The following is a 24511-nucleotide window of genomic DNA, read 5'->3' as shown; positions in this document are numbered from 1 at the left end:
TAAGTTTTGGCGTCAATGAATGAACCTCCACCTTGCGGTAGCAGTACGCGAAGCGTGTTTCTTCAGTCATTCAGCGTTTTCTTCACAAGGAGAATCAGCCGCCTCTTGCGGTAAACCATGTCTTATCCTGTTTGGGCAATCATCAGTGGGCTGTTGTTGATCACCATGGCCTTGTCGGGCACCGCATTGAAGCGCCTGCCTCTCAGCTCTGCCATGATTTACCTGGCTATCGGCGGTGCGCTTGGCCCGGCCGGATGGGCCCTGATTTCCCCCGACCCATTGAACTACTCGGTCATTCTCGAACACGCTTCCGAAATCGCCGTACTCATTTCCCTGTTCGCCGTCGGCCTCAAGCTGGGTCTGCCTCTGTCCGACAAAGGCTGGCATCTGCCACTGCGGCTGGCGATTGTTTCGATGACGATCACGGTGGCACTGATCACTGTGATCGGCGTGTGGGGGCTGGGCCTTTCGCTGGGCGCGGCGGTGTTGCTCGGAGCGATCCTCGCACCGACCGACCCGGTTCTGGCTTCCGATGTGCAGGTGCTTGAAGCCAGTGATCGTGATCGCCTGCGCTTCAGCCTGACTGGCGAAGGCGGATTGAACGATGGTGCTGCATTCCCTTTTGTCATGCTCGGCCTGGGTTTGCTCGGCTTGCATGATCTGGGCGACTGGGGCTGGCGCTGGTTGGCCGTGGATGTGCTGTGGGCCGTTACCGGCGGCCTGTTGACTGGCGGCGCACTGGGCCACCTGATCGGGAAGCTGGTCTTGTATCTACGCAGCCACCATAAAGAGTCCGTCGGCCTCGACGAGTTTCTGGCCATCGGCCTTATCGCGCTGACTTATGGGCTATCCATCCTGCTCCACACCTATGGGTTTCTGGCCGTATTCGCGGCCGGTCTGGCACTCCAGCGCGTGCGTGCCGCGCCGGTCGATGAGGCCAAACCAACGCTGCGGGAAACCGGCATCCAGAGCAAACAAGCCAACGAGGCGCTGGCCACCCACGCTGAATCGGCCAGCGCATTCATGATGCACGAGATGGAGGGCTTCAATGCCCAGCTGGAGCGGATCGCCGAGCTCGCCATGGTGCTGGTGCTGGGAGCCATGCTGGCCTTCATCAATCTGCCGACCATTGCCATCTGCTTCGTGCTGCTGTTGCTGTTCGTTGTACGCCCGCTGTCGGTATGGCTGGGCCTGCTCGGTGCAAGGGCATCCGGCGATCAGCGCATCATGATTTCCTGGTTTGGCATCCGCGGCATCGGCTCGATCTACTACCTGATGTTTGCGATTAACCAGGGACTCTCGCTCGCTTTGGCGGAGCAGATCATTGCCATCACCTTGAGCATGGTCGCCGCATCAATCGTTTTGCACGGCATCTCGGTCACCCCGCTGATGCGCCTCTACATGCGCCGCAAAGCGCAATGGCGCAGACGCTGAAATACATCGGCGCCGAGCCGCGTCCGTATTGCCTCACACGGAAGGCATGCTGAAGAAGCCCTTCGCGCGGACCTCTGCGAGCAAGTAGCCTGAAGAGTGTTGCCAGGTGCGGCTATACAGGCAGTCATATTTAAATCGCCTATGCGGCCTGACGCACAGACCACAAAGAAAGCGATAGCCATCATGCGCGGGTACTGATTCAGCGTTTGTTGCAGGCTCAATTCACTCCTATCGGTACCGCGTAGAAAATGCGGGCAATTATTTGTACGGGAACCGCGTATAACTGATCGCACGATTCGCGGCAGTCATCCCTGCTTGCTCCTTCAGATCTGTCAGCGCTTCAAGCCCACCCCGCTGCGGGATGATGATTTCCATTTGCAGCAACGCCAACATGGCGAAGGACATATTCCCTTGAAAGCTTCTTACAAGACCGCCGCGGCACTTGCAGCCGCCACTCTGCTCGTTGCGCTGGGCGTCACAGTATCGCTGTGGTCGTTCAAACAGATCGAGGACGAATCTGAACTGCGCAGCCACACCTATCTTGTTCTGAATAGCGCCAATGAGTTTCTGTCGGTATTGACTGACGCCGAGACGGGGCAGCGCGGTTACTTGCTGACGGGCGATGAAGTCTTTCTGGAGCCGTATCTGTCGGTACGCACCAATATCGGCAAGGACCTAGAATTGTTGCACCAGCTTTCCACGGTCAGCACAGCCCGCACCCATCTGGACGCGATACAGCCCTTGGTCAACGCCAAACTGGCGCACATGGCGCAGGCCATCGAATTCCGCCGCAGCCAGGATATGACGCAAGCTTTGATACTGGAACGCACGGGTCAAGGCAAACGCCTGATGGATTCGATTCGCACAGAAATGGGTCGCTTCACCCGGATTCAGCAGGACTTGCTGGTCAAGCACGAAACCGCCTTCCAGGCGGACATGCACCGCATGCTGACCATCATCGTTTCCGTCAGCATGGCCGCATTGCTGTTTGCACTGTGGTTTGCCTACCTGATCTACCGCCAGACGCAGCAAGGCCTCAAGAATGCAATCCACCTGGAAACCTGCAATCTGCTGGACATTCAGGAAACACTGAACAAGCAACTGCTGCAGACCAACGTCGCCCTGCAGGATCGCGAAGAGAAACTCGGCGTCACCCTCAACTCCATCGGCGACGCAGTGATTGCGACGGACGTCAGGGCGTGCGTAACCCTCATGAATCCTGTCGCCGAGCAGCTCACCGGCTGGACGCAGGCAGAAGCCCTTGGCCGGCCGATAGCCGAAGTCTTCATTATCGTCAGCAAGGAAGCTCATCGCCCCAGCGCCATCCCGGTCATGAAGACCCTGGCCAAGGGCACGATTCAGGGCCTGGCCAATCACACCGTACTGATCGCCCGCGATGGCTGCGAACACGATATCGCTGACAGTTGCGCGCCGATTCACAACCACAAGGGCGATGTTGTTGGCGCAGTACTGGTGTTCCGCAACGTCACCGAAGAATATGCCGTACAACAGGCCTTGCGCGACAGTTCGGCGCTGGTCCACACGATTCTGAATACCGTGGTGGACGGCATCATCACCCTGCATGCCAGTAGCGGCGTGGTCGAAACCGTCAATCCGGCTGCCGAGAAAATGTTTGGCTACGCTGCGGATGAACTGGTCAGCCATCCCTTCAGCCAGCTGGTTCCCGAGCTGGATGAGGACAACCGGATCGGCTCGCTCGAATACTTCAGCTCCAGCGAAGAGGAGCGTGCCAGTGGCCTGTCTCGCAAGGTCGTTGGCCGGCGCAAGGATGGCAGCACCTTTCCGCTGGAGATCGCGGTAAGCGAAATGTGGCTCGGCGGTCAGCGGTTCTTCACCGGAATTTTGCGCGATGTCTCGGTGCGCAAGCAGGCCGAAGAGGCGGTCCTCTCGGCCGGCGCCTTGCAACGCGCAATTTTCAACAGTGCCAACTTCTCCAGCATCGCCACCGATGCCAAAGGCGTGATCCAGATTTTCAACGTTGGCGCCGAACGCATGCTGGGCTACGCCGCAGCCGAGGTTGTGAACACGATCACCCCGGCCGATATTTCTGACCCGAGGGAATTGGTCGTGCGCGCCAAGGCCTTGAGTCTGGAACTCGACACGCCGATTGCTCCCGGCTTCGACGCGCTGGTGTTCAAGGCCTCGCGTGGCATCGAGGACATTTACGAACTGACCTATTTCCGTAAGGATGGCAGCCGCTTCCCCGCCGTGGTGTCGGTCACTGCGCTGCGTGATGCCCAGGACGCCATCATCGGCTATCTGCTGATCGGCACGGATAACACCGCGCGCAAGCAGGCCGAAGAGGCCTTGATCAAAGCTGGCGCCTTGCAGAACGCTATTTTCAACAGTGCCAATTTCTCCAGTATCGCCACAGATGCCCAAGGCGTGATCCAGATTTTCAATGTCGGCGCCGAACGCATGCTGGGTTACGACGCGGTCGACGTCGTCAATATCGTCACGCCTGCCGAAATTTCGGATCAGCCCGAACTGATCGTGCGCGCTGAAGCCCTCAGCCTGGAACTGGGCACCACGATCAACCCGGGCTTCGAAGCCCTGGTGTTCAAGGCCTCGCGCGGTATCGAAGACATCTACGAGCTGACCTACTGTCGCAAGGACGGCAGTCGCGTCCCCGCGATGGTCTCGGTCACCGCGCTGCGCGATGAGCACAAGGCCATCATCGGCTATCTGCTGATCGGCACCGACAACACCGCGCGCAAGCTGATTGAGGCCGAACGCACGTTGCTTGATCAGGCGCTGCAGGATAAAAATGTTGAGCTGGAAAGTGCCCGCTTTGTTGCAGAGAAAGCCAACTTGGCCAAGTCCGATTTCCTGTCCAGCATGAGTCACGAGCTGCGCACGCCACTGGGAGCGATCCTGGGCTTTGCCCAACTCATCGAATCCGGCACGCCGCAGCCTACTCCCACCCAAAAACGCAGCATCGACCAGATCCTGCGGGCGGGTTGGTATCTGCTGGAACTGATCAATGAGATCCTCGATCTCGCCTTGATCGAATCGGGCAAGCTATCGCTGTCGGTCGAACCTGTGGCCCTGCCCGAAGTCTTGGTCGAATGCCAGGCCATGATCGAGCAGCAGGCGCAAAAACGCGGCATCAGTGTGAGCTTCCCGCCGCTGGCACTACCTTATATCGTCCAAGGCGACCGCACCCGCGTCAAGCAGGTGCTCATCAACTTGCTGTCGAATGCAATCAAGTACAACAAGCTGGGCGGCAGCGTGGTGGTGGATTGTCAGCTGAGCCCGCCAAACTCGATTCGCATCAGCGTGCGCGATACTGGCGAAGGCTTGACGCCTAAGCTGATCGCCCAACTCTTCCAGCCCTTCAACCGTCTCGGTCAGGAATCCAAAACCGAGGAAGGCACCGGCATCGGCCTGGTCGTGAGCAAGCGTCTGGTTGAATTGATGGGCGGGGTGATCGGTGTCGAAAGCAGCGTCGGCGCGGGCAGCGTGTTCTGGTTTGAACTCGAACTGACGACGAACCCCGAACTGGAAGTTCATGAAAATGCCTATGCACTACCTGAACAAGCTAAAAACCAAGGAAATCCCCCATTGCACACGCTCCTGTATGTAGAAGACAACCCGGCCAATCTGATGCTGGTCGAAGACCTGATGGCACGCCGGCCCGATATCCATCTGCTGAGTGCACGCGACGGTAGCCGGGGCATTGCGATTGCGCGTGCCACGCTGCCGGATGTGATCCTGATGGATATCAATCTGCCAGGCATCAGCGGCATCGAAGCACTGCAGATTCTGGCGCTGGACCCCGCCACGGCGCACATACCGATTGTGGCACTGAGTGCCAACGCCATGCCGCGTGATATCGAAAAAGGAATTGAAGCTGGTTTTTTCCGCTATCTGACCAAGCCCATCAAGGTCAAAGAGTTCATGGAAACACTGGATGTGGCACTGCAGTTTGCAAACGATAAAACAGCCCTTGCCGTAGAAGAAGGAGAACACCAATGATCATCAGTCCATCCGAAATCCTGAGTGCCAGCATCCTGATTGTTGATGATCAGCAACCGAACATCAGTCTGCTGGAACAACTGCTGAGCGAGGCTGGCTATACTTGGGTGACATCGACAATGGACCCCCAGGAGGTCTGTGCGCTGCATCGCAAGAACAACTACGACCTGATCCTGCTGGATCTGCAGATGCCGATGATGGATGGGTTCGAGGTGATGGAAGGCCTCAAGACCAACAGTGGTGATGACTATCTGCCGGTGATCGTACTGACCGCCCAGCCCGGCCACAAATTGCGCGCCCTGCAAGCTGGCGCCAAGGACTTTATCAGCAAGCCGTTTGACCTGCTCGAAGTCAAAACGCGTATCCGCAATATGCTGGAAGTGCGCCTGCTGTACAAGAAACTCGAAGACTACAACCTGTTGCTGGAAAAAACGGTGATGGAACGCACCGCCGAACTGCGCGAGAGCGAAGCGCGCTATCGCAGCCTCACCGAACTGGCCTCCGACTGGTATTGGGAGCAGGACGAAAACATGAGCTTCACCAAGGTCTCAGGCCCGGTGCTGGAAATGCTCGGGGTTCGCGTCGACAGTCTGAATACCGCAGCGGTCGGCAACGCAGCCGATGGCTGGAACGAGAGTGAGCGGGCACTGCTGCAAGCCACGATCTCAGCGCGCCAGCCCTTCCTCGATTTCGTCTTTAGCCGCGTCAATGCAGATGGCTCGCTACAGAAATTCCAGGTCAGCGGAGAGCCGATGTTCAACCAGTCGGCCCGCTTCATCGGTTACCGCGGAATTGGCGTGGAACTCACGCCAAAGAAGGCTTGAGAGACATGCAATCACCTCATAATCCGAAACAGAACTACCTGCTCGCCGCCCTGCCCGCGGCTGAACTCGAAGCCCTGAGCGCACATCTGGAACTGGTGCCGCTGCCGCTGGGACACATGCTTTACGAGCCCGGCAGCCAGTTGCAGCACGCCTACTTCCCCACGAGCTCCATCGTCTCGCTGCACTATGTGACGGAATCTGGCGCCTCGGCCGAAACGGCCGGTGTCGGCAATGAAGGCCTGGTCGGCGTTTCGCTGTTCATGGGTGGCGACACCACGCCCAGCTCCGCCGTCGTGCAAACCGCCGGCCACGCCTATCGGCTGGAGCGCCGCGTACTGCTGCAGGAATTCAAGCGCGGCGAAGTCATGCAGCGTTTGCTGCTGCGTTACACCCAGGCGCTGATTACCCAGATGGCACAGACAGGGGTTTGCAACCGGCATCACTCCGTTGAACAACAACTGTGCCGCTGGCTGCTGTTGACGCTGGACCGGCTGCCCACGAACGAACTGATCATGACTCAGGAGCTGGTCGCCAGCATGCTCGGCGTGCGCCGCGAAGGCATCACGGAAGCGGCGGGCAACTTGCAACGTGCGGGCTTCATCAGCTACCGCCGCGGCCACATAGCCGTGCTGGATCGTGGCGGGCTGGAGCACCGGGTGTGCGAGTGCTACGCAGTGGTCAAGGACGAATTCGCGCGCCTGCTGCCGTATGCCGAGGCTCTGGAGTCAGGCTCACAGCACACGGCCTAACGAGCCTTGGAGCCGGGTGTCGATCTGATCGCGCGAGCGCATCTGTCTGGTCGATTTGATCACTGCGCTGGTGGTAGCCCAGCAAGGTGCGCAACAGAATGACGGCAATAACGAATGCTTATGTATTACGGAGTTAGATAGTTGGATTTCGGCGATGGAGGCGTCAGAAGGCAAATAGGGGGTGAAGCAACCAACTATGAGCTTTACTGAAACGTAACGGTGGGTTGTCGCTGCGCTCCGAACCCACCCTACGAATGCCCGCTTCCGGCACGGCAGGCCGACCGTCCGCTGATCGGGCGTAGTAAGCCAGGTAGGGTGGGCTCGGTGAGCCCACGCGTTTTGTCGATGGTATCTGATCGTATGCTGCGTGGGCACACCGTGCCCACCCTACACATGACCGCTTTCCGCCTAGCCTTCCGAAAGCCCGCTCCTAGCCGATTGCCGCTGACTGATCACTTCCGCCAGCACGTAGGGTGCAATAAGCGTTAGCGCATTGCACCGGATGGTGGCGCGTTCATCTGTACGCGAGTTCTTTTGCCGTAAGCTCCCGGTGCAATGCCCTTCGGTTATTGCACCCTACAAATACCCGTTTTCGGCTTATGGAACGAACGCCCGCTCCTAGCCGATAGCCGCTGACTGATCACTCCCGCCAGCACGCCGAAATCATAGCAACAAGGTCGTGATCATGTCGGTCCAGAAGGGTTGATCAAGCTCATTGGACTGCGCAGTAAGTGCGCGGCTTGCGAATCATCTCGACACCAAGATCTTTCAGGGATGCTTTCGCGCTTCAGGCTAAACGAGCGAGGGAATGTTGGGGCCTGCCGATTTCAGTTTGAGCGGAGCTTGTCCTGCGACCTGCTGTCGACGAAATCAAACCTCATTGGGCCGAATCAATAGCAGCGCCCTGAAGAGCCGCCCCCAGCAAGGCTGACGGGGCATTCATGCTGCAGAGCCAATCCAGGAGCGGCTCTACAGACAGGCTCTTTGCGAAAAATATCCATACGTAAAAGAGCCGCGCTTGCTGTTTCAGCAAGCGCGGCTTGGTTGCCTTCAAATATCAGGCCAGCAGATCACGCATATCGTCAGCGTGTTCCTCTTCCATGGCCATGATGCCCACCAGCATGTGACGCGTGGTCGGGTCGCTATCGCCAACCCGTTCGATCGTCTGCCGATAGGATTCGATGGCCACGCGCTCGGCAATCAGATTGGCCTTGATCATGTCCAGGATCGAGTCTGAATCATCGTACTCTGCATGCGTACGCTCCATCAGGGTAGCCGGATTGAAATCCGGCTTGCCGTTCAATTGCACAATGCGCTCCGCCAGCAAATCTGCGTGGCCCTGCTCCTCCAAGGCGTGCTGCAGGAACTCCGCCTTGATCGGGCCGTTCTGCAAGCCACTTGCTGTGTAGTAATGGCGCTTGTAGCGCAACACACACACCAGCTCGGTCGCCAGTGCGGCATTGAGCATTTCGACTATTTGCTGGCGATCTGCCTGATAGCCAACCGTCACCGCACCGTCGTCGATATGTTTGGCAGCTTCCCTGATTGCGGAAACATCGATTCCCGCGTGCTTTGAATGCTTGTCTTTATGCATGATCTTCCTCGATTCAAATCAAGAATAAACAATCTGAAGCAGCCAGGATTCAGCGCTTCGAAATCATTCCTGAGTCATCTGAAACAACAATTTCGACGCGCCGATTCAACTGACGGGTCTGTTCGCTGGTGTTGGCAGCAATCGGGAAAGCCTCGCCATAGCCACGAACTGCAACGCGGTCACGGGCAATGCCCATTTCCAGCAATGCACTTTGCACTGCGGTGGCGCGACGCTCAGACAACTCCTGGTTGTACGCAGAGGCGCCAGTGCTGTCGGCAAAGCCTTCAACCAATACGGTGCGCATGGGGTTTTGCGTCAGCACGTCCGCCAGTTTCTGCGCCGTGCGCATGCCTTCTGCATTCAGGCGTGACAAGTCGGTGCCGAACAGCACATCACCCAGGGTGATCACCAGGCCACGTTCGGTCTTCTTGGCGGCCAGCTCTGCCAATTGCGCTTCGAGTTTGGCGGCACGGGCTTGTGCGTCCTGCGTATTCAATTGAGCTTCCTGGGTCTTGCGCTGAGCGGCGGCGGCATCGCGTTGTGCAATGGCGGCGTCGTTCTGTGCGACCTGGGCCATCTGCCAAGACTGCTCGGCATTGGCTTTGGCTTGATTGGCTTCATTCGTGCGCTGATTCAAACGCAGTTGATCGCGTTCCTTGCCGGAGTTCGCCACATCGGCCTCAGCCGATTTCTGCTTGGCAACTTCCTGCGTCAAGGCAATTCTCTGCTTGGCGATGTACGCCAGCTTGTCAATGTCTGCGCTGCTGTCGTCGTCGCGGGCTGATGCATTGGCTTTTGCCAGCGCTTCGCCGGCCTGCTTCAATTCCAGCGGGGCATAGCGCGCCACGCTCGGGTTGCCCTCGGCAACAACGTAATCGCCGCGCGTCTGATCCAGCAGAGTCGTGGTTTTAGGCATGGAACTGCACGCACTGACAAGAACAGCGACGGCAAAAATAGCGGGAGTAATGTTACGTTTATTCATGATTCAATTCCTTTTGAATGCAAGGGCGCGCTGCAGGAGCGCGGCCCAGTGCGATTGATATTCGGGGCTGACGCAAAGCCTTACTTGCTGGTGCGATCCAGCTCTTCACGCAAGACGCGGATATCGTCTTGCAGCGCATCGGCAGCGCTGGTTGCCTTGGCTGAATTGGCCTTGCTTTGGGCCAGCTTAGCGTCGGCCTGAGCGCCGCTCGCCAGTTCGCGCGCCAGCTTGTAATCCTTTGCTGTCATGGCCTTGTTGGCCTGGGCCAGCTTTTCACGCGCAGAGTTCATTTCAACCGGCGCGTACTCAACGCCACCGGCTCCGGCGGCGTTATCCACGGCGGCCTTCGATACGGCAACATCTGCAGTTGCAGGGGCTTTCATGCTGGCACAGCCAATCGTCATGGCCATAAAAGCGCCACACAGGGCAATAGATAATTTCTTTGAATTCGAGATCATGTTTTTCTCCATTAAATTGCGGGTCGAGGTTTAGAACACCGCCTCGATGGATGATTTATATGCTGGTCCTGCTACAAGGTCTGTGCGCTGCAGCACATAGAAATTGCCGGGACACCCGCTGGATCGTGCGGCCCCTGGCGGGATATCCATTGGCATAGACGTTCAGGCTGATTGCCGGACGAAAAAAGGGCACCTCACGGTGCCCCATTCAAGCAAAACATCCGGATTGACAAGCCGTGTTAGTTGATCGGCACGGACTTCGACTGCGACCCCGTCTTGCCACGCGCGCTGACCGTCACCTTGAAAGTCACGTCACCGGCGACGCCAGGAATAAAGGACAAGGTCGACTCATAGTCACCATTGTTCTGCGACTTGCTCAGTACGGCAGTGCCTGCCGTCTGCTCCCAGTTGTACGAAATTTCGTTGGCTGCAATGTTGCCGGTAGTCGTTACCTTGACATTCATGGTGGTGGTTTGGCCAACAGATCCGCCACTGGGGCCATCCATTGAGGTGACCGTAATGGAATCAGGGATGGAATCCGAGCCACCTGCATCACCGCCACCGCCACAGGCGCTCAACAGTGCTGCGGATGCCAGCATCGCCACTGCGGCGCGCTTCGAGAAAAACTTGAAATTCCAGCGTGTTGAATCGTTAAGTGCAAACATATCCAGATCTCCTTGAGCTACGTGTAAGTTCATCAGCCCACACTCCCTAAGTCATGAATATGCTGTCGGGGATGCGGGCTCGTTGATACGGCACTCACGATGCCCGGAATCAAAGTGCACTTCTGTGCGCTGGCACCCATATCGCGAAGCATCCTTCAATTCGCGTTTGGGCCCGCAAATAGTGTCGGATGCTGATGTAGGGCCGACTTCAGTCGGCCGGCTGAGCGTGGTGTGCGACTGAAGTCGCACCTGCGTTTCAAATTCAAGTCGGGCCGAATCAATAGCGTTTGCGTCCGCCTGCTTTGTTGCGCAAATCTCCGCCAGATGGCGCGGCAGCCTCCACTTGTGGCGCAAATCCTTCAAAGCTGTAGCTGAACCGCCACTGTAAGAAATCCGACAAATCAGCCAAATCCTTGCCAGCACAGGGCTTTGCTCGGCTCAAGGTGAATGGCACTGTGCTTGCTATGGATTGGGTGTCCCAAACCAGAGCCGCGCCATGATCCGCACACTCACCATTAACGACACCACATTGCGCGACGGCGAGCAGACTGCCGGCGTGGCCTTCAGTCTTGGCGAGAAGATCGATATCGCCCGCAGTCTGGATGCGATGGGCGTGCGCGAAATGGAAGTCGGCATTCCGGCCATGGGCGAAGCCGAACGCGAAAGCATCCGCGCGATTGCAGCGCTCGACCTGAACGCGCGCCTGATGGTCTGGTCGCGCCTGAATGATCGCGACATCGCGGCTTGCGCCAAATTGGGCGCGCACCTGATTGATATCTCGGCGCCGGCCTCGGATCAGCATATCGCCAGCAAGCTGCAAAAGAGTCACGCCTGGCTGCTCAGCGAAATCTATCGGCTGGTGCAACGCGCCCGCGATCTGGGCCTGGAAGTCTGCGTTGGCATGGAAGACGCCTCGCGTGCCGATCCCGCCTTTCTGCGCCAGATTGCTGAAGTCGCCCAGCGCGCTGGTGCGCGTCGCCTGCGCTACGCCGACACGCTGGGCGTGATGGAGCCCTTTGGCATCGCCCGCGAAATCAAGGCGCTGCGCCGCAGCTGTGATCTGGAGATCGAGATGCACGCCCATGATGATCTGGGCATGGCTACAGCCAACACCCTGGCTGCGGTGCGGGCTGGCGCCACTCACGTTAACACCACCATCAATGGCCTCGGCGAACGCGCTGGCAACGCTGCGCTGGAGGAGGTCGTGCATGGCCTCAAGCAGTGTTATGGCATCGATACGGGCGTTGATCTGCAGGACTTCCCTGCCCTCGCTGAACGCGTGGCGCGTGCCTCGGGGCGGCCGATTCCAGTGCAGAAAAGCCTGACCGGCGCCAACGTGTTTACGCACGAATCCGGCATTCATGTTGATGGCCTGCTCAAGGATCCAGCCAACTATCAAGGCTTCGACCCGGCCATTGTCGGGCGCGAACATCGCGTTGTGCTCGGCAAGCATTCCGGCACGCGGGCGGTGAAATCCGTCTTCGCTGCGCTGGGGCGGCAACTGGCTGACGAAGAAGCGGGTCTGCTACTGAGCCTGGTGCGTCGCTTCGTCGATCTGAAAAAACGCAGTCCTGATGAATCCGAATTGATGTTGCTCTTTGCAGGCTTGCAACGTGAATGCCAACACTGCTGAAAACCGAGGGGATGCCCTCTCCCCCAACCCCTCTCCCGCTCAGGGGCGAGGGGAGCTTCAAGCGTCGCGTTGCGACGGAAACGGAGACCGACCATGACCGCCAAAACTCTCAGTCCTGAAGAATTTTCTGCCGAGCTTGCCGATCTGGAGGGAATCGAAGACTTCCTCGATTACTTCAACATCGAATTTGATCGCACCGTCGTTCAGATCAATCGTCTGCACATCTTGCAACGCTTTCACGACTATCTACGCGGCGCCGGCAATGTGCCTGAATACGAGACCTGGCGGCGCCTGCTGGCCCGTGCCTACGATGATTTCGTGCGTTCCGACGCGCTGACCGAAGGCGTGTTCAGCGTCTTCAAACGCGCCAAGGGCATCACCACAATTCCGATCAGCGCCATTGGCAGGGCCCGGCCATGAGACCGCGCTGGGAACAAGGCACTGGAGTGCGCGTCACCCGCAACGTGCGTGACGACGGCACCTTTCCGGGCGCCACGCGCGGCCAGTTGCTGGTGCGGCGCGGCAGCATCGGCACGGTGGTGGATATCGGCACTTTCCTGATGGATCAAGTCATCTACTCGGTACATTTCCTCGATCACGGCCGCGTCGTCGGTTGTCGCGAAGAAGAACTGATGGATCTGGACGAATACTGGTGCGAGACGCGTTTTGAAGTCCGTGAATACGTGCGCAACAGCCGCCCGCTGGCGATTGGCGGCGAAGTGCGCGTGCCCGCCGGCTCGCGTGGAGAAGTCATGAATGTATTGCGCGATGCCCCCGGCGGCGTTGCCTACCACGTGCATTTCGGCTGCTACGCCGGCCACCCCCTGATTGTTCGTGAAACCGCGCTGGAATCCGCCAGCGCCTTGCAGGAAGAAACACATCATGTCTGAACTTGCCGCCACCTCTGCCGCCATCAGCGCCGCCAGCTCTCCCTACCTGACGCTCAAGCATGCCAATGCGATGTTTTCAGCGACGCCCGAGGCGCTGACGCCGGAGCAGCGGCAACAAGTCAGTGCCGTCGTGGCCCGTCAGCACGAAATCGAACGACGCATCCTGAGTAGCCCACAGGCCGCCCATGTCGTCGTCGATGCCGCAGCCATCGAGCACAACCTGTCCGAGATTGCCGCGCGCTTCACGACCGAAGCCGAGTTCATTCTCGATCTGGCGCGCCACGGCCTCAGCCAACAAACGCTGCGCGAAGATGTAGAACGCGAACTGCGTGTCGAGGCTGTGCTCGATTTCATTTCTGCCCGCATCGCGCCGGTAAGCAATCTGGAAACAGAGGTCTTTTACTACCAGCATTTCGAACGCTTCCAGACGCCGGAACGGCGCAGCCTGCGGCACATCCTGGTCACCATCAATGAAGACCTGAAAAGCAATGGCCGTGAGGAAGCACTGAAGCGCATCGAATCCATCCACGCCCTGCTTCTGAAAGCGCCGGATCGCTTCGCCGAACAAGCCCTGCGTCACTCCGAATGCCCGACGGCCATGCAAGGCGGTCTGCTCGGTCAGGTGCCGCGCGGTCAGCTGTTTCCCTCACTGGACGCTGCCGCTTTCGAGATGCGTCCGGCCAGCTTGTCCGGAGTCCTTGAATCGCCCATGGGCTTTCACATCCTGCGCTGCGAGAATATCCAGCCCGCTGGCAGCTTGCCACTGACTCAGGTGCGCGACAAGATTCGCGAACAGATGCGGCAAGTTCGCCGCCAGAACAAGCAACGCGCCTGGGTGAAAAGCCTGTTGCAACGAGCAAGCTAAAGACCCGCACCCAGCGGGTATCTTCAGGCTAGTATGCTGAAGACCCAATGCGGAAGAGGCTCTTCAGGCATTGCCGCTGAAGATGGTCTTTCATGCTGGCTTTGCGCTCAAAGTGGTGCGGATTCGTGCCATACGCCGACCCATGCCAGTGCATGAGCAACTGGTGACCCTCAGGGCATGCCCTTGATTCACGGATAAACGTATTTGAATCAAGATCTTGCCAACTCAGGCACGCGCCGTGCATCGAATCGGGGATGAGTACCCATTCCCCGCCCCAGAGCAGTGCTGCCGATAGCGACGCCGTCCAGCGCGTCGTCAAAGTGCGGCGCGACTACAACACCTGGGTCGCCAATGAGAGCATCGAAGATTACGCCCTGCGTTACACGCCCAAAAGCTTCCGCAAATGGTCGCAATGGCAGGTGGCGAACACGGCCTTTGGCGCCGCATCTTTTTTGATCCTGGAAGCCGTCGGCGCGACCCTGCTGGTCAATTACGGCTTCACCAACGCGGCCCTGGCAATCCTCGCTACCGGGCTGATCATCTTCCTGTGTGGCACGCCGATCAGCCTGTACGCGGCGCGCTACGGCCTGGACATGGATCTGCTGACGCGCGGCGCGGGCTTCGGCTACATCGGCTCGACCATCACCTCGCTGATCTACGCCAGCTTCACCTTCATTTTCTTCGCGCTCGAAGCGGCGGTGATGGCCTACGCGCTGGAACTTGCCTTCGACATTCCGCCGGCATGGGGCTATCTGCTCTGTGCGCTGGCGGTGATTCCGCTGGTGACCCACGGCGTCACCATGATCAGCCGTCTGCAGCGCCTGACCCAGCCAATCTGGCTGATCCTGCTGGCCCTGCCCTTCATCTTTGTGCTGGCCAAAAATCCCGGTGTGCTCGGCGAACTGAGCCAGTACGCCGGCGCCAAGGGCGAAGGCGGCAAATTCAACATGCATCTGTTCGGCGCCGCGCTGACCGTGGGCATTGCGCTGATCACCCAGATGGGCGAACAGGTCGATTACCTGCGCTTCATGCCGGCACGCACGCAGGCCAATCGCAAGAGTTGGCTCGCCGCCGTGCTGGTTGGCGGGCCCGGCTGGGTCGTGATGGGCGTGGCCAAGATGTTCGGCGGCTGCCTGCTGGCCTACCTGGCCCTGCGCAATTCGGTACCGGCTGATCGCGCTGTCGACCCCAACCAGATGTATCTGGTCGGCTTCGAGGCGGTCTTCAGTCATCCGGGCTGGGCGGTAGCGGCCACCGCCACTTTCGTGATCATTTCGCAGCTCAAGATCAACGTCACCAACGCCTATGCCGGCTCGCTGGCCTGGAGCAACTTCTTCGCGCGCCTGACCCACAGCCACCCGGGCCGCGTGGTGTGGATGGTCTTCAACACAGCGATTGCGCTGATGCTGATGGAGCTGGATGTGTTCCAGGCGCTCGGTCAGGTACTGGGCCTGTATTCGAATATCGCGATTTCATGGCTGGTGGCGGTGGTCGCCGATCTGGTCATCAACAAGCCGCTAGGCCTGTCGCCGCCGGGCATCGAATTCAAGCGCGCACACCTGTACGACATCAACCCGGTCGGCGTCGGTGCAATGTTCATTGCCTCCACACTGTCGATCATGGCGTATCTGGGTGCATTCGGCGCCAACGCTCAAGCCTTCGCCAGTTTCATCGCGCTGGCCAGCGCCCTGATCGCCTCGCCGCTGATTGCCTGGGCCACCAAGGGCAAGTACTACTTGGCGCGCAAGCCGGAGCCAAGCGTCCTACCACAACCCGTTCGTGCTGAGCGTCGCGAGCAAGGCGAGCAAAGTCGAAGCGCAGCGTGCCCCACCACCTGCCACGGAACCTGCCCTTCGACTTCGTTGCACTACGCTCAGGACGCACGGGATTTGGAAGATGGCCTACCTGCAAACCCAAACCCTATCGTAGCCACCCTCCATTGCGTCATCTGCGAACGCCAGTACGAAGGCGAGGACATGGCGCATTGCCCGGCCTATCAAGGGCATATCTGCTCCTTGTGCTGTTCGCTGGATGCACGCTGCCATGACCTGTGCAAGCCCGATGCGCGCCTGTCGGCACAATGGTCGGCGGGCATGCGCCATCTGCTGCCGCGCCCGCTGTGGCCCTACATCGACAGCGGTCTCGGCCACTACCTGCTGCTGATGGCGGCGGTCGTCGCCGGGCTGGGGACGCTGCTCGGCGTGCTGTATTACCAGCAAGCACAAACGCTGAGCGATCCGGTGCTGCTGCCGGCCCTGCGTACGGGCTTCATCAAGGTTTTCAGTGTGCTGCTGTTGGCCAGCGGCATCATCGCCTGGTGGCTGGTGCTGACCCACAAGAGCCGGCAGGTGGCGCAAGAGGAATCGAACCGTCAGACCCATTTGTTGATGCGCGAAATCGCGTCCCACCAGCAGACTGACGAAGCGCTGCAGCAAGCCAAACGTGTTGCGGACTCAGCCAATCAGGCCAAAAGCCGCTACATAACCACCATCAGCCACGAGCTGCGCACGCCGCTCAATTCCATCCTCGGCTATGCGCAAATCCTCGATGGCGACCCAAGCATTCCGGCCCATCGTCAGCAGGCCATCAAGGTCATCCGCCGCAGTGGCGACCACCTGCTCTCACTGATCGAAGGCACGCTGGATATCGCCCGCATCGAGGGCGGCAAACTGAAGCTGGAGGTGCGTGCGCTGGACTTTCGCGAGTTGCTGCAACAGCTCACCCACATGTTCGAACTGCAGGCGTTAAACAAGGGGATTGCCTTCCACTTCGAGCACGCCCGTGAAATTCCGGCCGTGGTGCGCGCCGACGAAAAACGCCTGCGCCAGATCCTGATCAACCTGCTCGGTAACGCGGTGAAATTCACCCAGAACGGTGGCGTGATTTTCCGCATGAACTTCGCCCGCGACATGGCCACTTTCGAAATCGAAGACAGCGGGCCCGGCATCCCGGCGGATCAGATCGAGCGCCTGTTCGAGCCCTTTGCGCGTGGCGACAGTCCACAGCAGGCGGCTGGCACCGGTCTGGGCCTGAGCATCGCGCGCATGCTCACCAACCTGATGGGGGGCGAACTTACGGTGAAGAGCACGCCCGGCAGCGGCAGCCTGTTCACCGTGCGTCTGTTCCTGCCCCAACTGCATTCGGCCCAGGCTGCGCAAGAGCTGCCGCGCCGCCACTACACCGGCTACGTAGGCGAGAAGCGGCGCATCCTGATCGTGGATAACGAAGCCCCGGATCGCGAACTGCTCGCCAGCATCCTCGCGCCGCTGGGCTTCGAGCTGGATCAGGCAGCCTCCGGTATCGAATGTCTGGAAGTGCTGCCGCGTTTCCAGCCCCACCTGATCTTCATGGACCTGGCCATGCCCGGCATCGACGGCTGGGAGACGATCCGCCGCATCCGCGCCGGCAAACTGTCTGACGCACAGATTGCCATCCTCTCGGCGAATGCCTTTGACAAGGGCCTGGAGAATGACGTGGGCGTCGCCAGCGAAGACTTCATTCTCAAGCCGTTCAAAGTAGCTGAGCTGCTCGAATGGATCGGCCGCAAGCTCGATCTGCAATGGCAGGAGGCGGCCTGCGCAGCCGCACCGGACGGCCTTCTTCAGGCAGCCCCTCGCGAAGCCTCGTCCAGCCTGCCTGCGCGGGAGCTTCTCGAACAACTCGCCCATCAGCTCAAGCTCGGCTACGTGCGCGGCGTGCACAGCGTGCTGGACAAAATCGCCACCGACACACCCGGCCAAAGCTATGCCGAGCCGCTACGACAAATGCTCGCAGACTTCGAACTGGATGCCATGACAATACTGATCAAAAAGGATCTTGATGCCATCACAAGGAATTGATCGCGCCACCCGCCTGGTACTGATCGTCGATGACGTGCCGGAAAACCTCTCGGTACTGCACGATGCTCTGGATGAATCCGGCTACTCGGTGCTGGCCGCCCTCAATGGCGAATCGGCCTTGATCCGCGCGCGCCAGAGCCTGCCGGACATCATCCTGCTCGACGCAGCGATGCCGGGCATGGATGGTTTCGAAGTCGCCAGTCTCCTCAAGGCCGACCTCGCCACCAGCCATATCCCGATCATCTTCATGACTGGCATCACGGAACCCGAGCATATCGTCGCCGCCTTCAAAGCCGGAGGCACCGACTATGTCAGCAAGCCGGTACGCACCAGCGAAGTCATTGCCCGCATCGCCAGCCACCTGCAGAGCGCCCGCAAAACAACACAGGCACGCAGCGCCCTCGACGCCTTCGGCCAGGCCACCATGTCGGTAATTCCGGAAACCGGCCGCGTCACCTGGCAGACCCCGCTGGCCCGTGACCTGCTCGCCCGCTACTTCAACATCCGGATCGATCTGGTGCCGCCCATCGTGCGCAACTGGCTCAGAACCAGCATCGCATGTTTACGCAGCCAACCGGGCACACCACTGCAGCCGCTGAAAGTCATTCATGCCTCCAGCCGCGTCATCTTCAGCCTGCACAGCCAGAGCGCCGATGACGAATGGCTGCTGGTGTTGAGCGAGGAAAATGACAAAAAAAGTTCTGAGCAATGAGTGCTGAGCGGCGCACTCTTGCAGAGCCGCGTCCGGCAAGCTTCTTCGGGCAGGCACAAGGAAGAAAGGAGCCTGGCTGGAACTTTGTCATTAACAAAATTCCAGCCAGCCCCGCTCAATCTGCGCTTCAGCGATCCGTGCGAATCGGACCGAACTCCAGCGGCACCCAGGCATAGCCCTTGGCATCCTTGCGGATATGGCCGATGCCGGGGAAGGGCAAGTGTGCACCGGCAATCTCCCAGCCATTTTTTGTCGCGGTCACGAACAATGCCTTGCGCGTAGCGATTGCCTGTTTCTGGTTCGAGTCAAACTCCAGAGACACCTCTGGCCGTGAAAACTGCACGGCGTGGTTATGCACGATATCGCCCCACACCAGCAGCTGCCTGGCCTTGGAACTGAACAGGTAGGACATATGGCCCGGCGTGTGTCCTTGGGTTGGCACTACGCTGACGCCAGCGAACAATTGCTCACCCGCCTTGAAGCTGCGGAACTTGCCAGCAGCTAGATACGGAGCGGCGGCTTCACGCGCCATCTTGAAGAACGGGCGCTTGTCTTCCGGCGCGGTAGCCGCTGTCGCTTCGCTCAACCAGAAATCCATGTCTTCCTGCGCAGCAAAGACGGTTGCGTTGGGAAATGCCGGCTTGCCATCCTTGTTCAGCAGACCGCACATATGGTCAGGATGCAGGTGCGTCAGCAGCACCGTATCGACATCCTCCAGCGCATAACCAGCCGCGCGGATATTGTCCTGAACCTGGCCAAGAGTCGGCCCAAAGCAGCTGGCCGAGCCGGCATCCACCAGCACCAGACGCCCGCCGGTGTGCACCAGATAGGCATTCACCGCCGTTTGAATACCCTTGATGTCCTTGAGGAACATGCGCGCCAGCAGGCTCTGGATCTGATCGGCACGAATGCCTTTCAGCAGATTGCTGCCCAGATCGACGTAGCCGTCGTACAGCGCGGTAACTTCCATCTCGCCCAGCGCGTGGCGGTAATAGCCCGGCACCTGGGTTTTAAGTTGGGCGGGCGCAGCGGCGGCTGCAGTCAGACTGCCGCTCAGTGCGATCGCGGCAATGCCCAGCAAGGCTGTCTTGCGAGCCCATACAGATACTGATTGGTGATTCATTGTTTTCTCTCCCAGGGTTGATCGTTCCAGAATAGCTGACTGTCACGACATAGGTGGAGCATAACGACGACTGCTTACGCGAAACGCTCAGAATGGCGCGCGAAGTGATCAGCCGGAAGTCCGTTCAGATGGATCAGGCATTGCCGATACGTGAGGGCTCCATCCCGTAACGCTCGGTAAACCGCTTGGTGAAGCTTGAAGCAGACGCATAGCCGACCCGCTGCGCCACCGCCTTGACTGGCAGGCGCGTCGAATACAGTAATTCCAGCGAGCGTGCCAGTCGCGCATTGACGATCACATCGCGCAGGCTGGTTCCTTCAGCCGCGAGATGCCTGCGCAATGTTGCACCGCTCATGCCAAGCGCGTCTTCGATGTCACCCGAGACCCATTCGCGGCTCAGATTCCCGGCCACCAGATTGCGAACGCGTGCCGCCAGACTCTCCACCGGCCGACTGAGCAGACCGTGATAGCCCATCTCGTAGAGGCGCAGCACCACTCCCAGCATGCCGTGACAGGCTTGCGGATAGCGTTCGTGTTGCAGCGACTCGCCCCACTTCAGCAAAGGATCGACCAGCGACTCCAACGGCACCGAAGCGATCGGCCCCGGCTCTGCCTGCACATGGTCAGGAATCAGCTGACGGGCAGCCTCCAGAATATTGGCGCTGATCAACACCCCCAGCGCGACATATTCGCCACTTTCTGCATCGGGAATATTTTCCACATCCACACGGCGTGAGCCCGGCACCAAAAACAACTCCCCCGGCACGCTGCTTATCCATTCACCGCCCTCCAGCGCACGCTTGCGCCCCTGCAGCGGCAGGGCAACAAGCGGACCGGTGACGTCGAAAGCATTCAAACGATGGGAGCTGAGTGCTCGCACACACAGGCACGGGAGCGGCGTCTCGCGACGACTGAGCTCCAGCAGAAGGGCCAGCAGTTGATCCAGACGTGAAGCGGCCGTCACTTGATACATCCTTCCGTTAATCCGGCGCGCGGCAAAATGCCGCGTGTCAAACCGTCAGATTACAGGTCAGCGGAGGCTTTCACTCGCAGTTTCGGCTCGCCGGGTTGCGGGCCGGGAGGACTATGCCCGTGTGCTCGGAGAGCCGCGCCCGACGAGCGTCTTCGGGCAGGCACGCTGGAGAGCCAGTATCAGCAAGCTTCTTCGAGCACCGGCTGCTGAATTGGCAATTTGGCACTACCACCTTGCGCATGCGCTTATCAAGGCGTTTCGTTGAGCCTCACTGCGGGCCTCGACAGGCGAAATGCAAGAATCAGCAAACGGTGGAACAAGAGCACTTCTTGCTTGTCTGATTGAACGCTGCGTACAGAAGGAGCAAGCATGGCGACGACAACGCTCGGACCCGAGCGTCCCAAGGGAATCCTGATCGATCTTGCCGGCGTGCTGCACACGGGCGATACGCCGATTCCTCGCGCGCTGGCTGGCTTGCACCGCCTTCGCATAGCGAACATCCCGCTGCGCTTCCTGACCAACACGACGCGCAGCCCACGCACCACGATTGTGCACAAGCTGGCCATGATGGGTTTCGATATCAAGGAAGAGGAAATCCTCACCGCCGTGCATGCCACGCGACAATATGTGCAAAGCCGTGGTCTGCATCCGCACTGGCTGGTACATCCCGACGTGACAGATGAAACCGGGCCCAGCGCTGCCGAACCCGACGCGGTGGTACTCGGCGATGCCGGCGCCGGCTTCACGTTTGACGCCATGAACACCGCCTTCCGCCTGCTCATGCGCGGCCTGCCGCTGATCGCCATGGCCCGCAACCGCTACTTCCAGGAAGCCGACGGGCTGACCATTGACATGGGCGCCTTTGTCGCCGCGCTGGAATACGCCAGCGGTGTTCAAGCCACCGTCATCGGCAAACCTTCCCCGGCCTTCTTTGCCGCCGGGCTGGCAGATCTTGGCATCCGTGCCGACGAAGCGCTGATGATCGGCGACGATCTGCGCGACGACGTACAAGGCGCCCAGGCGGCGGGCATCCGCGCGATTCTGGTACGCACCGGCAAGTATCGCCCGCAAGACGAAGAAGCCGCAGGCGAGCGGCCCGCAATGATCACCAATAATTTTTCCACAGCGGTCGAGGCCATTCTCAACGGCAGCAGCCTGAGCATGCCGACAACCTAGCCGAAAAATCTCTATGTGCTTGCCTGCGCCGGCGAGCATCACGGCAAACCAATATCATCGCTACTCTCCGCCGACAAGCACTGCAGCAGCAAGCGCAGAGCGGATCTTCAGGCAGCGCCCGGCACCACACACAAGTGCGAAACAACACCGAACATCGAGACCCATGCGCGTTAGGCAATCTGCCGCCCAACTAAGGCTGCAGGATGCTGATGAAATACCCTCACCCGCATCACAATGCGGGTGAGGAGCTCTCAACCGTAGGTTAGCGGCGTACTTTTCCCGCGAAAAACCCAATAGGCGAAGGCTGTGTAGCCGAGAATCACCGGCACAGTAACCACGGTACCGTAGAAAATAACGGTGAGTGCGGGTGTGGAGGCGGCGGCATCCCACAGTGTCATCCGGTCCATGATTACATAGGGATACAGACTGTAGGCCAAACCAAAAAAGCCCATCAGCAAGATCACAATAGCGAGCACGAAGGGCAGCCAGGAAAATTCATCGCGCACTTTTGGCCGCTGCAAAACCCAAGCCAGACCCGCGAGGGCCAGCACACTGATCAGCGGAATCGGCAGCAGAGCAAGGAAGGCGGGCATGGCGAACCACTTCTCACGCACTGTTTCGCTTACCCAGGGCGTGGCGAGCGAAATCAGAAGCAGGCCCAACGCCACCGGAGCAAGGCTGTTGCGTGCCCAGTGGCGCGCCTTGTCCTGCAATGCACCTTCGCTTTTCAGCAGTAGCCAGCAGCCACCCAGCATCACATAGGCGGCCGGCAGGGTGAGTGTGATCAGCAGTGCAAAGGCTTGATGACCTGCGCTCTCGCCGAAGCCGGTGACATAGCGGCCGAGCATCCAGCCTTGGGCCAAGGTAGCCATCAATGAGCCGACAAAGAAGCTCAGGTTCCACAAATGCTTGTGCTGATCACGCGCCTTGACCCGAAAATCGAAGGCCACGCCACGCAGGATCAGGCCGATCAGCATGACCATGACTGGCAGATAGAGCGCGCCGAGGATCTTCCCGTGGGCCTGCGGAAAAGCGATCAGCAGCACGCCTACGCCCAGCACCAGCCAGGTTTCGTTGGCATCCCAGAAGGGGCCAATGGAGGCAATCATGCTGTCTTGCTCCGCATCCGGCGCCAGCGGCAGGAGAAGGCCTATGCCGAGGTCAAAACCGTCTAGCAGTACGTAGAGCAGCATCGCCACGCCGAGGATGACGAAAAAATAGATCGGGAGGAACTGGTCGAAGCTCATGCCGAGACTCCTTTTGCATTGGCAGGCTTGCCGGCCATGTAGAACAGCACGTTGACGTAAGCCACGATCAGCACCAGATAGGTGACCAGATAAGCGGCAAGGGAGACGGCGATGGAAGAAGCCGGCGCAGGGCCTACCAGATCGCGAGTAAACAGCTCACCAAACACCAGATAGGGCTGGCGGCCGATCTCAGTGACATACCAGCCGGCCACGGTGGCCACCCAGCCGGAGAAGGTCATCCCCACCAAACCCCACAACAGAGGACGTGGCAAGGCATTGGCGGCACGACGACGCAAGGCCCACACGCCTGCCCAGCTGGCCGCCAGCATCAGCATGCCCACCCCCACCATGATGCGAAAGCCCCAGAACAACGGCGCGACAGGCGGATGCTTGCCTTCAAACTCGTTCAGTCCACGGATTTCGCCCTCCGGATTGTGGGTGAGGATCAGACTGGCACCTTTGGGAATGCCGATTTCAAAGTGGTTGCTGCGCGTCCTTTCGTCCGGCAGGGCAAATAACAGCAGCGGCGCGCCCTTCTGAGTCTCCCAGACGCCCTCAATGGCGGCCACCTTTTGCGGCTGGTGCGTCAGCGTGTTGAGCCCGTGCATGTCGCCCACGAAAATCTGAATCGGGATCAGGATGGCGCCAGCGATCAGGCCGGTGCGCAGCGCCACGCCGGTGCCCAGCGTTTCGCGGCGGCGCAGGATCTGCCAAGCCGACAGCCCGGCAAGCAGGAAGGACACTGTGAGTCCGGAGGCCAATAGCACATGGCTGAAGCGATAGGGGAAAGAGGGGTTGAAGATAACTGCCAGCCAGCTGGCCACATGGTACTGGCCGCCTTCCACATAAAAGCCCGCTGGCGTCTGCATCCAGGAGTTCAGCGCGAGGATCCAGAATGCAGAAGAAGTGGTGCCCAGCGCCACCATCGCAGTCGCAAACATGTGTACGCGTTCGGAAACCTTGCCTTGGCCGAACAACATCACACCGAGGAAAGTAGCCTCCAGAAAGAAGGCTGTGAGCACCTCATAGCCAAGCAAAGGGCCGGCGATGTTGCCCACGCGCTCCATGAATCCCGGCCAGTTGGTGCCGAACTGGAAACTCATGGTGATACCCGAGACCACGCCCATGGCGAAAGATAGCGCGAACACCTTGGTCCACAAGCGGTAAGCCTCCAGCCAGGCCTCATCACGCGTGGCGATCCAGCGCCAGCGGAAAAAAAGCAGAGCCCAGCACAGCGCGATGGTGATGGTAGGAAAGAGAATGTGAAAAGTGATGTTGGCGGCGAACTGAATGCGCGCCAGCAAGAGGGGGTCGAAGACTTCCATGGTGCTACTCCGGGGGATGTTGC

The 24511-nt window shown here is 59.5% G+C and carries 19 protein-coding genes; 11 read left to right on the top strand and 8 right to left on the bottom strand.

The window, feature by feature from the left end; all coding sequences use genetic code 11:
• Positions 1-117: 117 nt before the first annotated feature.
• The 4 genes from ABXR19_RS07100 to ABXR19_RS07085 all read left to right on the top strand — a co-directional run bounded on the left by ABXR19_RS07100 (position 118) and on the right by ABXR19_RS07085 (position 7006).
• A complete protein-coding gene (locus ABXR19_RS07100) occupies positions 118-1434 on the top strand; it encodes a cation:proton antiporter (RefSeq protein WP_354600414.1) in 1317 nt (438 codons plus the stop codon).
• Between the two features lie 411 nt (positions 1435-1845).
• The gene (locus ABXR19_RS07095; protein WP_354600413.1) at positions 1846-5433 is read left to right on the top strand and encodes a PAS domain S-box protein; all 3588 of its coding nucleotides are present in this window, start codon (positions 1846-1848) and stop codon (positions 5431-5433) included.
• A complete protein-coding gene (locus ABXR19_RS07090; protein WP_354600412.1) occupies positions 5430-6257 on the top strand; it encodes a response regulator in 828 nt (275 codons plus the stop codon). Before ABXR19_RS07095 ends, ABXR19_RS07090 begins: the two co-directional genes overlap by 4 nt.
• Positions 6258-6262: 5 nt before the next feature.
• Complete coding sequence (locus tag ABXR19_RS07085) at positions 6263-7006, top strand: Crp/Fnr family transcriptional regulator (protein WP_354600411.1); 744 nt, start codon at positions 6263-6265, stop codon at positions 7004-7006.
• A 1057-nt stretch (positions 7007-8063) separates the two neighbouring features.
• Here the strand turns inward: ABXR19_RS07085 and ABXR19_RS07080 are convergent.
• The 4 genes from ABXR19_RS07080 to ABXR19_RS07065 all read right to left on the bottom strand — a co-directional run bounded on the left by ABXR19_RS07080 (position 8064) and on the right by ABXR19_RS07065 (position 10738).
• Entirely contained in the window at positions 8064-8600 is a 537-nt protein-coding gene (locus tag ABXR19_RS07080; protein ID WP_354600410.1) for a ferritin-like domain-containing protein, read from the bottom strand.
• Positions 8601-8649: 49 nt separating this feature from the next.
• Positions 8650-9582: an OmpA family protein gene (locus tag ABXR19_RS07075; RefSeq protein ID WP_354600409.1), complete on the bottom strand. Its 933-nt coding sequence runs from the start codon at positions 9580-9582 to the stop codon at positions 8650-8652.
• 80 nt (positions 9583-9662) lie between these two features.
• Positions 9663-10040 carry a DUF4398 domain-containing protein gene (locus ABXR19_RS07070; RefSeq protein WP_354600408.1) on the bottom strand — a complete coding sequence of 126 codons (378 nt, stop codon included), beginning with the start codon at positions 10038-10040 and terminating at the stop codon, positions 9663-9665.
• 239 nt (positions 10041-10279) lie between these two features.
• Positions 10280-10738, bottom strand: a complete 459-nt coding sequence (locus ABXR19_RS07065) for a hypothetical protein (RefSeq protein ID WP_354600407.1) — start codon at positions 10736-10738, stop codon at positions 10280-10282.
• 463 nt (positions 10739-11201) lie between these two features.
• Here ABXR19_RS07065 and nifV point away from each other — a divergent pair, with 463 nt between their 5' ends.
• From nifV to ABXR19_RS07035, 6 genes are all read left to right on the top strand, one after another.
• Positions 11202-12338: a homocitrate synthase gene (gene nifV / locus ABXR19_RS07060; protein WP_354600406.1), complete on the top strand. Its 1137-nt coding sequence runs from the start codon at positions 11202-11204 to the stop codon at positions 12336-12338.
• 93 nt (positions 12339-12431) lie between these two features.
• Positions 12432-12758, top strand: a complete 327-nt coding sequence (gene nifW / locus ABXR19_RS07055; protein ID WP_354600405.1) for a nitrogenase-stabilizing/protective protein NifW — start codon at positions 12432-12434, stop codon at positions 12756-12758.
• The gene (locus tag ABXR19_RS07050; protein ID WP_354600404.1) at positions 12755-13228 is read left to right on the top strand and encodes a nitrogen fixation protein NifZ; all 474 of its coding nucleotides are present in this window, start codon (positions 12755-12757) and stop codon (positions 13226-13228) included. The genes nifW and ABXR19_RS07050 overlap by 4 nt, the downstream gene beginning before the upstream one ends.
• Positions 13221-14093 (top strand): nitrogen fixation protein NifM, encoded by an 873-nt coding sequence (gene nifM, locus ABXR19_RS07045; protein WP_354600403.1) that lies wholly within the window; start codon positions 13221-13223, stop codon positions 14091-14093. The genes ABXR19_RS07050 and nifM overlap by 8 nt, the downstream gene beginning before the upstream one ends.
• A gap of 254 nt (positions 14094-14347) precedes the next feature.
• Positions 14348-17932: a hybrid sensor histidine kinase/response regulator gene (locus tag ABXR19_RS07040; RefSeq protein ID WP_354600402.1), complete on the top strand. Its 3585-nt coding sequence runs from the start codon at positions 14348-14350 to the stop codon at positions 17930-17932.
• A complete protein-coding gene (locus ABXR19_RS07035) occupies positions 17913-18644 on the top strand; it encodes a response regulator (RefSeq protein WP_354600401.1) in 732 nt (243 codons plus the stop codon). The genes ABXR19_RS07040 and ABXR19_RS07035 overlap by 20 nt, the downstream gene beginning before the upstream one ends.
• A 127-nt stretch (positions 18645-18771) precedes the next feature.
• On the opposite strand, the gene ABXR19_RS07030 is transcribed toward ABXR19_RS07035, so the two are convergent.
• Positions 18772-19767, bottom strand: coding sequence for an MBL fold metallo-hydrolase (locus ABXR19_RS07030; RefSeq protein WP_354600400.1), 996 nt, complete (start codon positions 19765-19767; stop codon positions 18772-18774).
• A gap of 133 nt (positions 19768-19900) precedes the next feature.
• Positions 19901-20731, bottom strand: a complete 831-nt coding sequence (locus ABXR19_RS07025) for a helix-turn-helix transcriptional regulator (protein ID WP_354600399.1) — start codon at positions 20729-20731, stop codon at positions 19901-19903.
• Between the two features lie 378 nt (positions 20732-21109).
• Here ABXR19_RS07025 and ABXR19_RS07020 point away from each other — a divergent pair, with 378 nt between their 5' ends.
• Positions 21110-21916: a TIGR01458 family HAD-type hydrolase gene (locus tag ABXR19_RS07020; RefSeq protein ID WP_354600398.1), complete on the top strand. Its 807-nt coding sequence runs from the start codon at positions 21110-21112 to the stop codon at positions 21914-21916.
• A gap of 251 nt (positions 21917-22167) precedes the next feature.
• On the opposite strand, the gene ABXR19_RS07015 is transcribed toward ABXR19_RS07020, so the two are convergent.
• Positions 22168-23163 (bottom strand): cytochrome d ubiquinol oxidase subunit II, encoded by a 996-nt coding sequence (locus ABXR19_RS07015; protein ID WP_354600397.1) that lies wholly within the window; start codon positions 23161-23163, stop codon positions 22168-22170.
• On the bottom strand, positions 23160-24488 hold the full coding sequence (locus ABXR19_RS07010) for a cytochrome ubiquinol oxidase subunit I (protein WP_354600396.1): 1329 nt from the start codon (positions 24486-24488) through the stop codon (positions 23160-23162). The genes ABXR19_RS07015 and ABXR19_RS07010 overlap by 4 nt, the downstream gene beginning before the upstream one ends.
• Positions 24489-24511 lie beyond the last annotated feature (23 nt).

Origin of the sequence: Uliginosibacterium flavum (assembly GCF_040566545.1) — a bacterium.
Classification (GTDB): domain Bacteria; phylum Pseudomonadota; class Gammaproteobacteria; order Burkholderiales; family Rhodocyclaceae; genus Uliginosibacterium; species Uliginosibacterium flavum.
This window is presented reverse-complemented; position numbering and strand designations above follow the sequence as displayed.

Bases quoted from the DNA above. Each gene is read 5' to 3' on its own strand.
- ABXR19_RS07075 (WP_354600409.1), bottom strand. From the start codon at position 9,582: ATGAATAAACGTAACATTACTCCCGCTATTTTTGCCGTCGCTGTTCTT.
- ABXR19_RS07010 (WP_354600396.1), bottom strand. From the start codon at position 24,488: ATGGAAGTCTTCGACCCCCTCTTGCTGGCGCGCATTCAGTTCGCCGCC.
- ABXR19_RS07040 (WP_354600402.1), top strand. From the start codon at position 14,348: ATGAGTACCCATTCCCCGCCCCAGAGCAGTGCTGCCGATAGCGACGCC.
- ABXR19_RS07100 (WP_354600414.1), top strand. From the start codon at position 118: ATGTCTTATCCTGTTTGGGCAATCATCAGTGGGCTGTTGTTGATCACC.
- ABXR19_RS07085 (WP_354600411.1), top strand. From the start codon at position 6,263: ATGCAATCACCTCATAATCCGAAACAGAACTACCTGCTCGCCGCCCTG.
- nifM (WP_354600403.1), top strand. From the start codon at position 13,221: ATGTCTGAACTTGCCGCCACCTCTGCCGCCATCAGCGCCGCCAGCTCT.
- ABXR19_RS07035 (WP_354600401.1), top strand. From the start codon at position 17,913: ATGCCATCACAAGGAATTGATCGCGCCACCCGCCTGGTACTGATCGTC.
- ABXR19_RS07070 (WP_354600408.1), bottom strand. From the start codon at position 10,040: ATGATCTCGAATTCAAAGAAATTATCTATTGCCCTGTGTGGCGCTTTT.
- ABXR19_RS07050 (WP_354600404.1), top strand. From the start codon at position 12,755: ATGAGACCGCGCTGGGAACAAGGCACTGGAGTGCGCGTCACCCGCAAC.
- ABXR19_RS07030 (WP_354600400.1), bottom strand. From the start codon at position 19,767: ATGAATCACCAATCAGTATCTGTATGGGCTCGCAAGACAGCCTTGCTG.
- nifW (WP_354600405.1), top strand. From the start codon at position 12,432: ATGACCGCCAAAACTCTCAGTCCTGAAGAATTTTCTGCCGAGCTTGCC.
- ABXR19_RS07015 (WP_354600397.1), bottom strand. From the start codon at position 23,163: ATGAGCTTCGACCAGTTCCTCCCGATCTATTTTTTCGTCATCCTCGGC.
- nifV (WP_354600406.1), top strand. From the start codon at position 11,202: ATGATCCGCACACTCACCATTAACGACACCACATTGCGCGACGGCGAG.
- ABXR19_RS07065 (WP_354600407.1), bottom strand. From the start codon at position 10,738: ATGAACTTACACGTAGCTCAAGGAGATCTGGATATGTTTGCACTTAAC.
- ABXR19_RS07020 (WP_354600398.1), top strand. From the start codon at position 21,110: ATGGCGACGACAACGCTCGGACCCGAGCGTCCCAAGGGAATCCTGATC.
- ABXR19_RS07090 (WP_354600412.1), top strand. From the start codon at position 5,430: ATGATCATCAGTCCATCCGAAATCCTGAGTGCCAGCATCCTGATTGTT.
- ABXR19_RS07080 (WP_354600410.1), bottom strand. From the start codon at position 8,600: ATGCATAAAGACAAGCATTCAAAGCACGCGGGAATCGATGTTTCCGCA.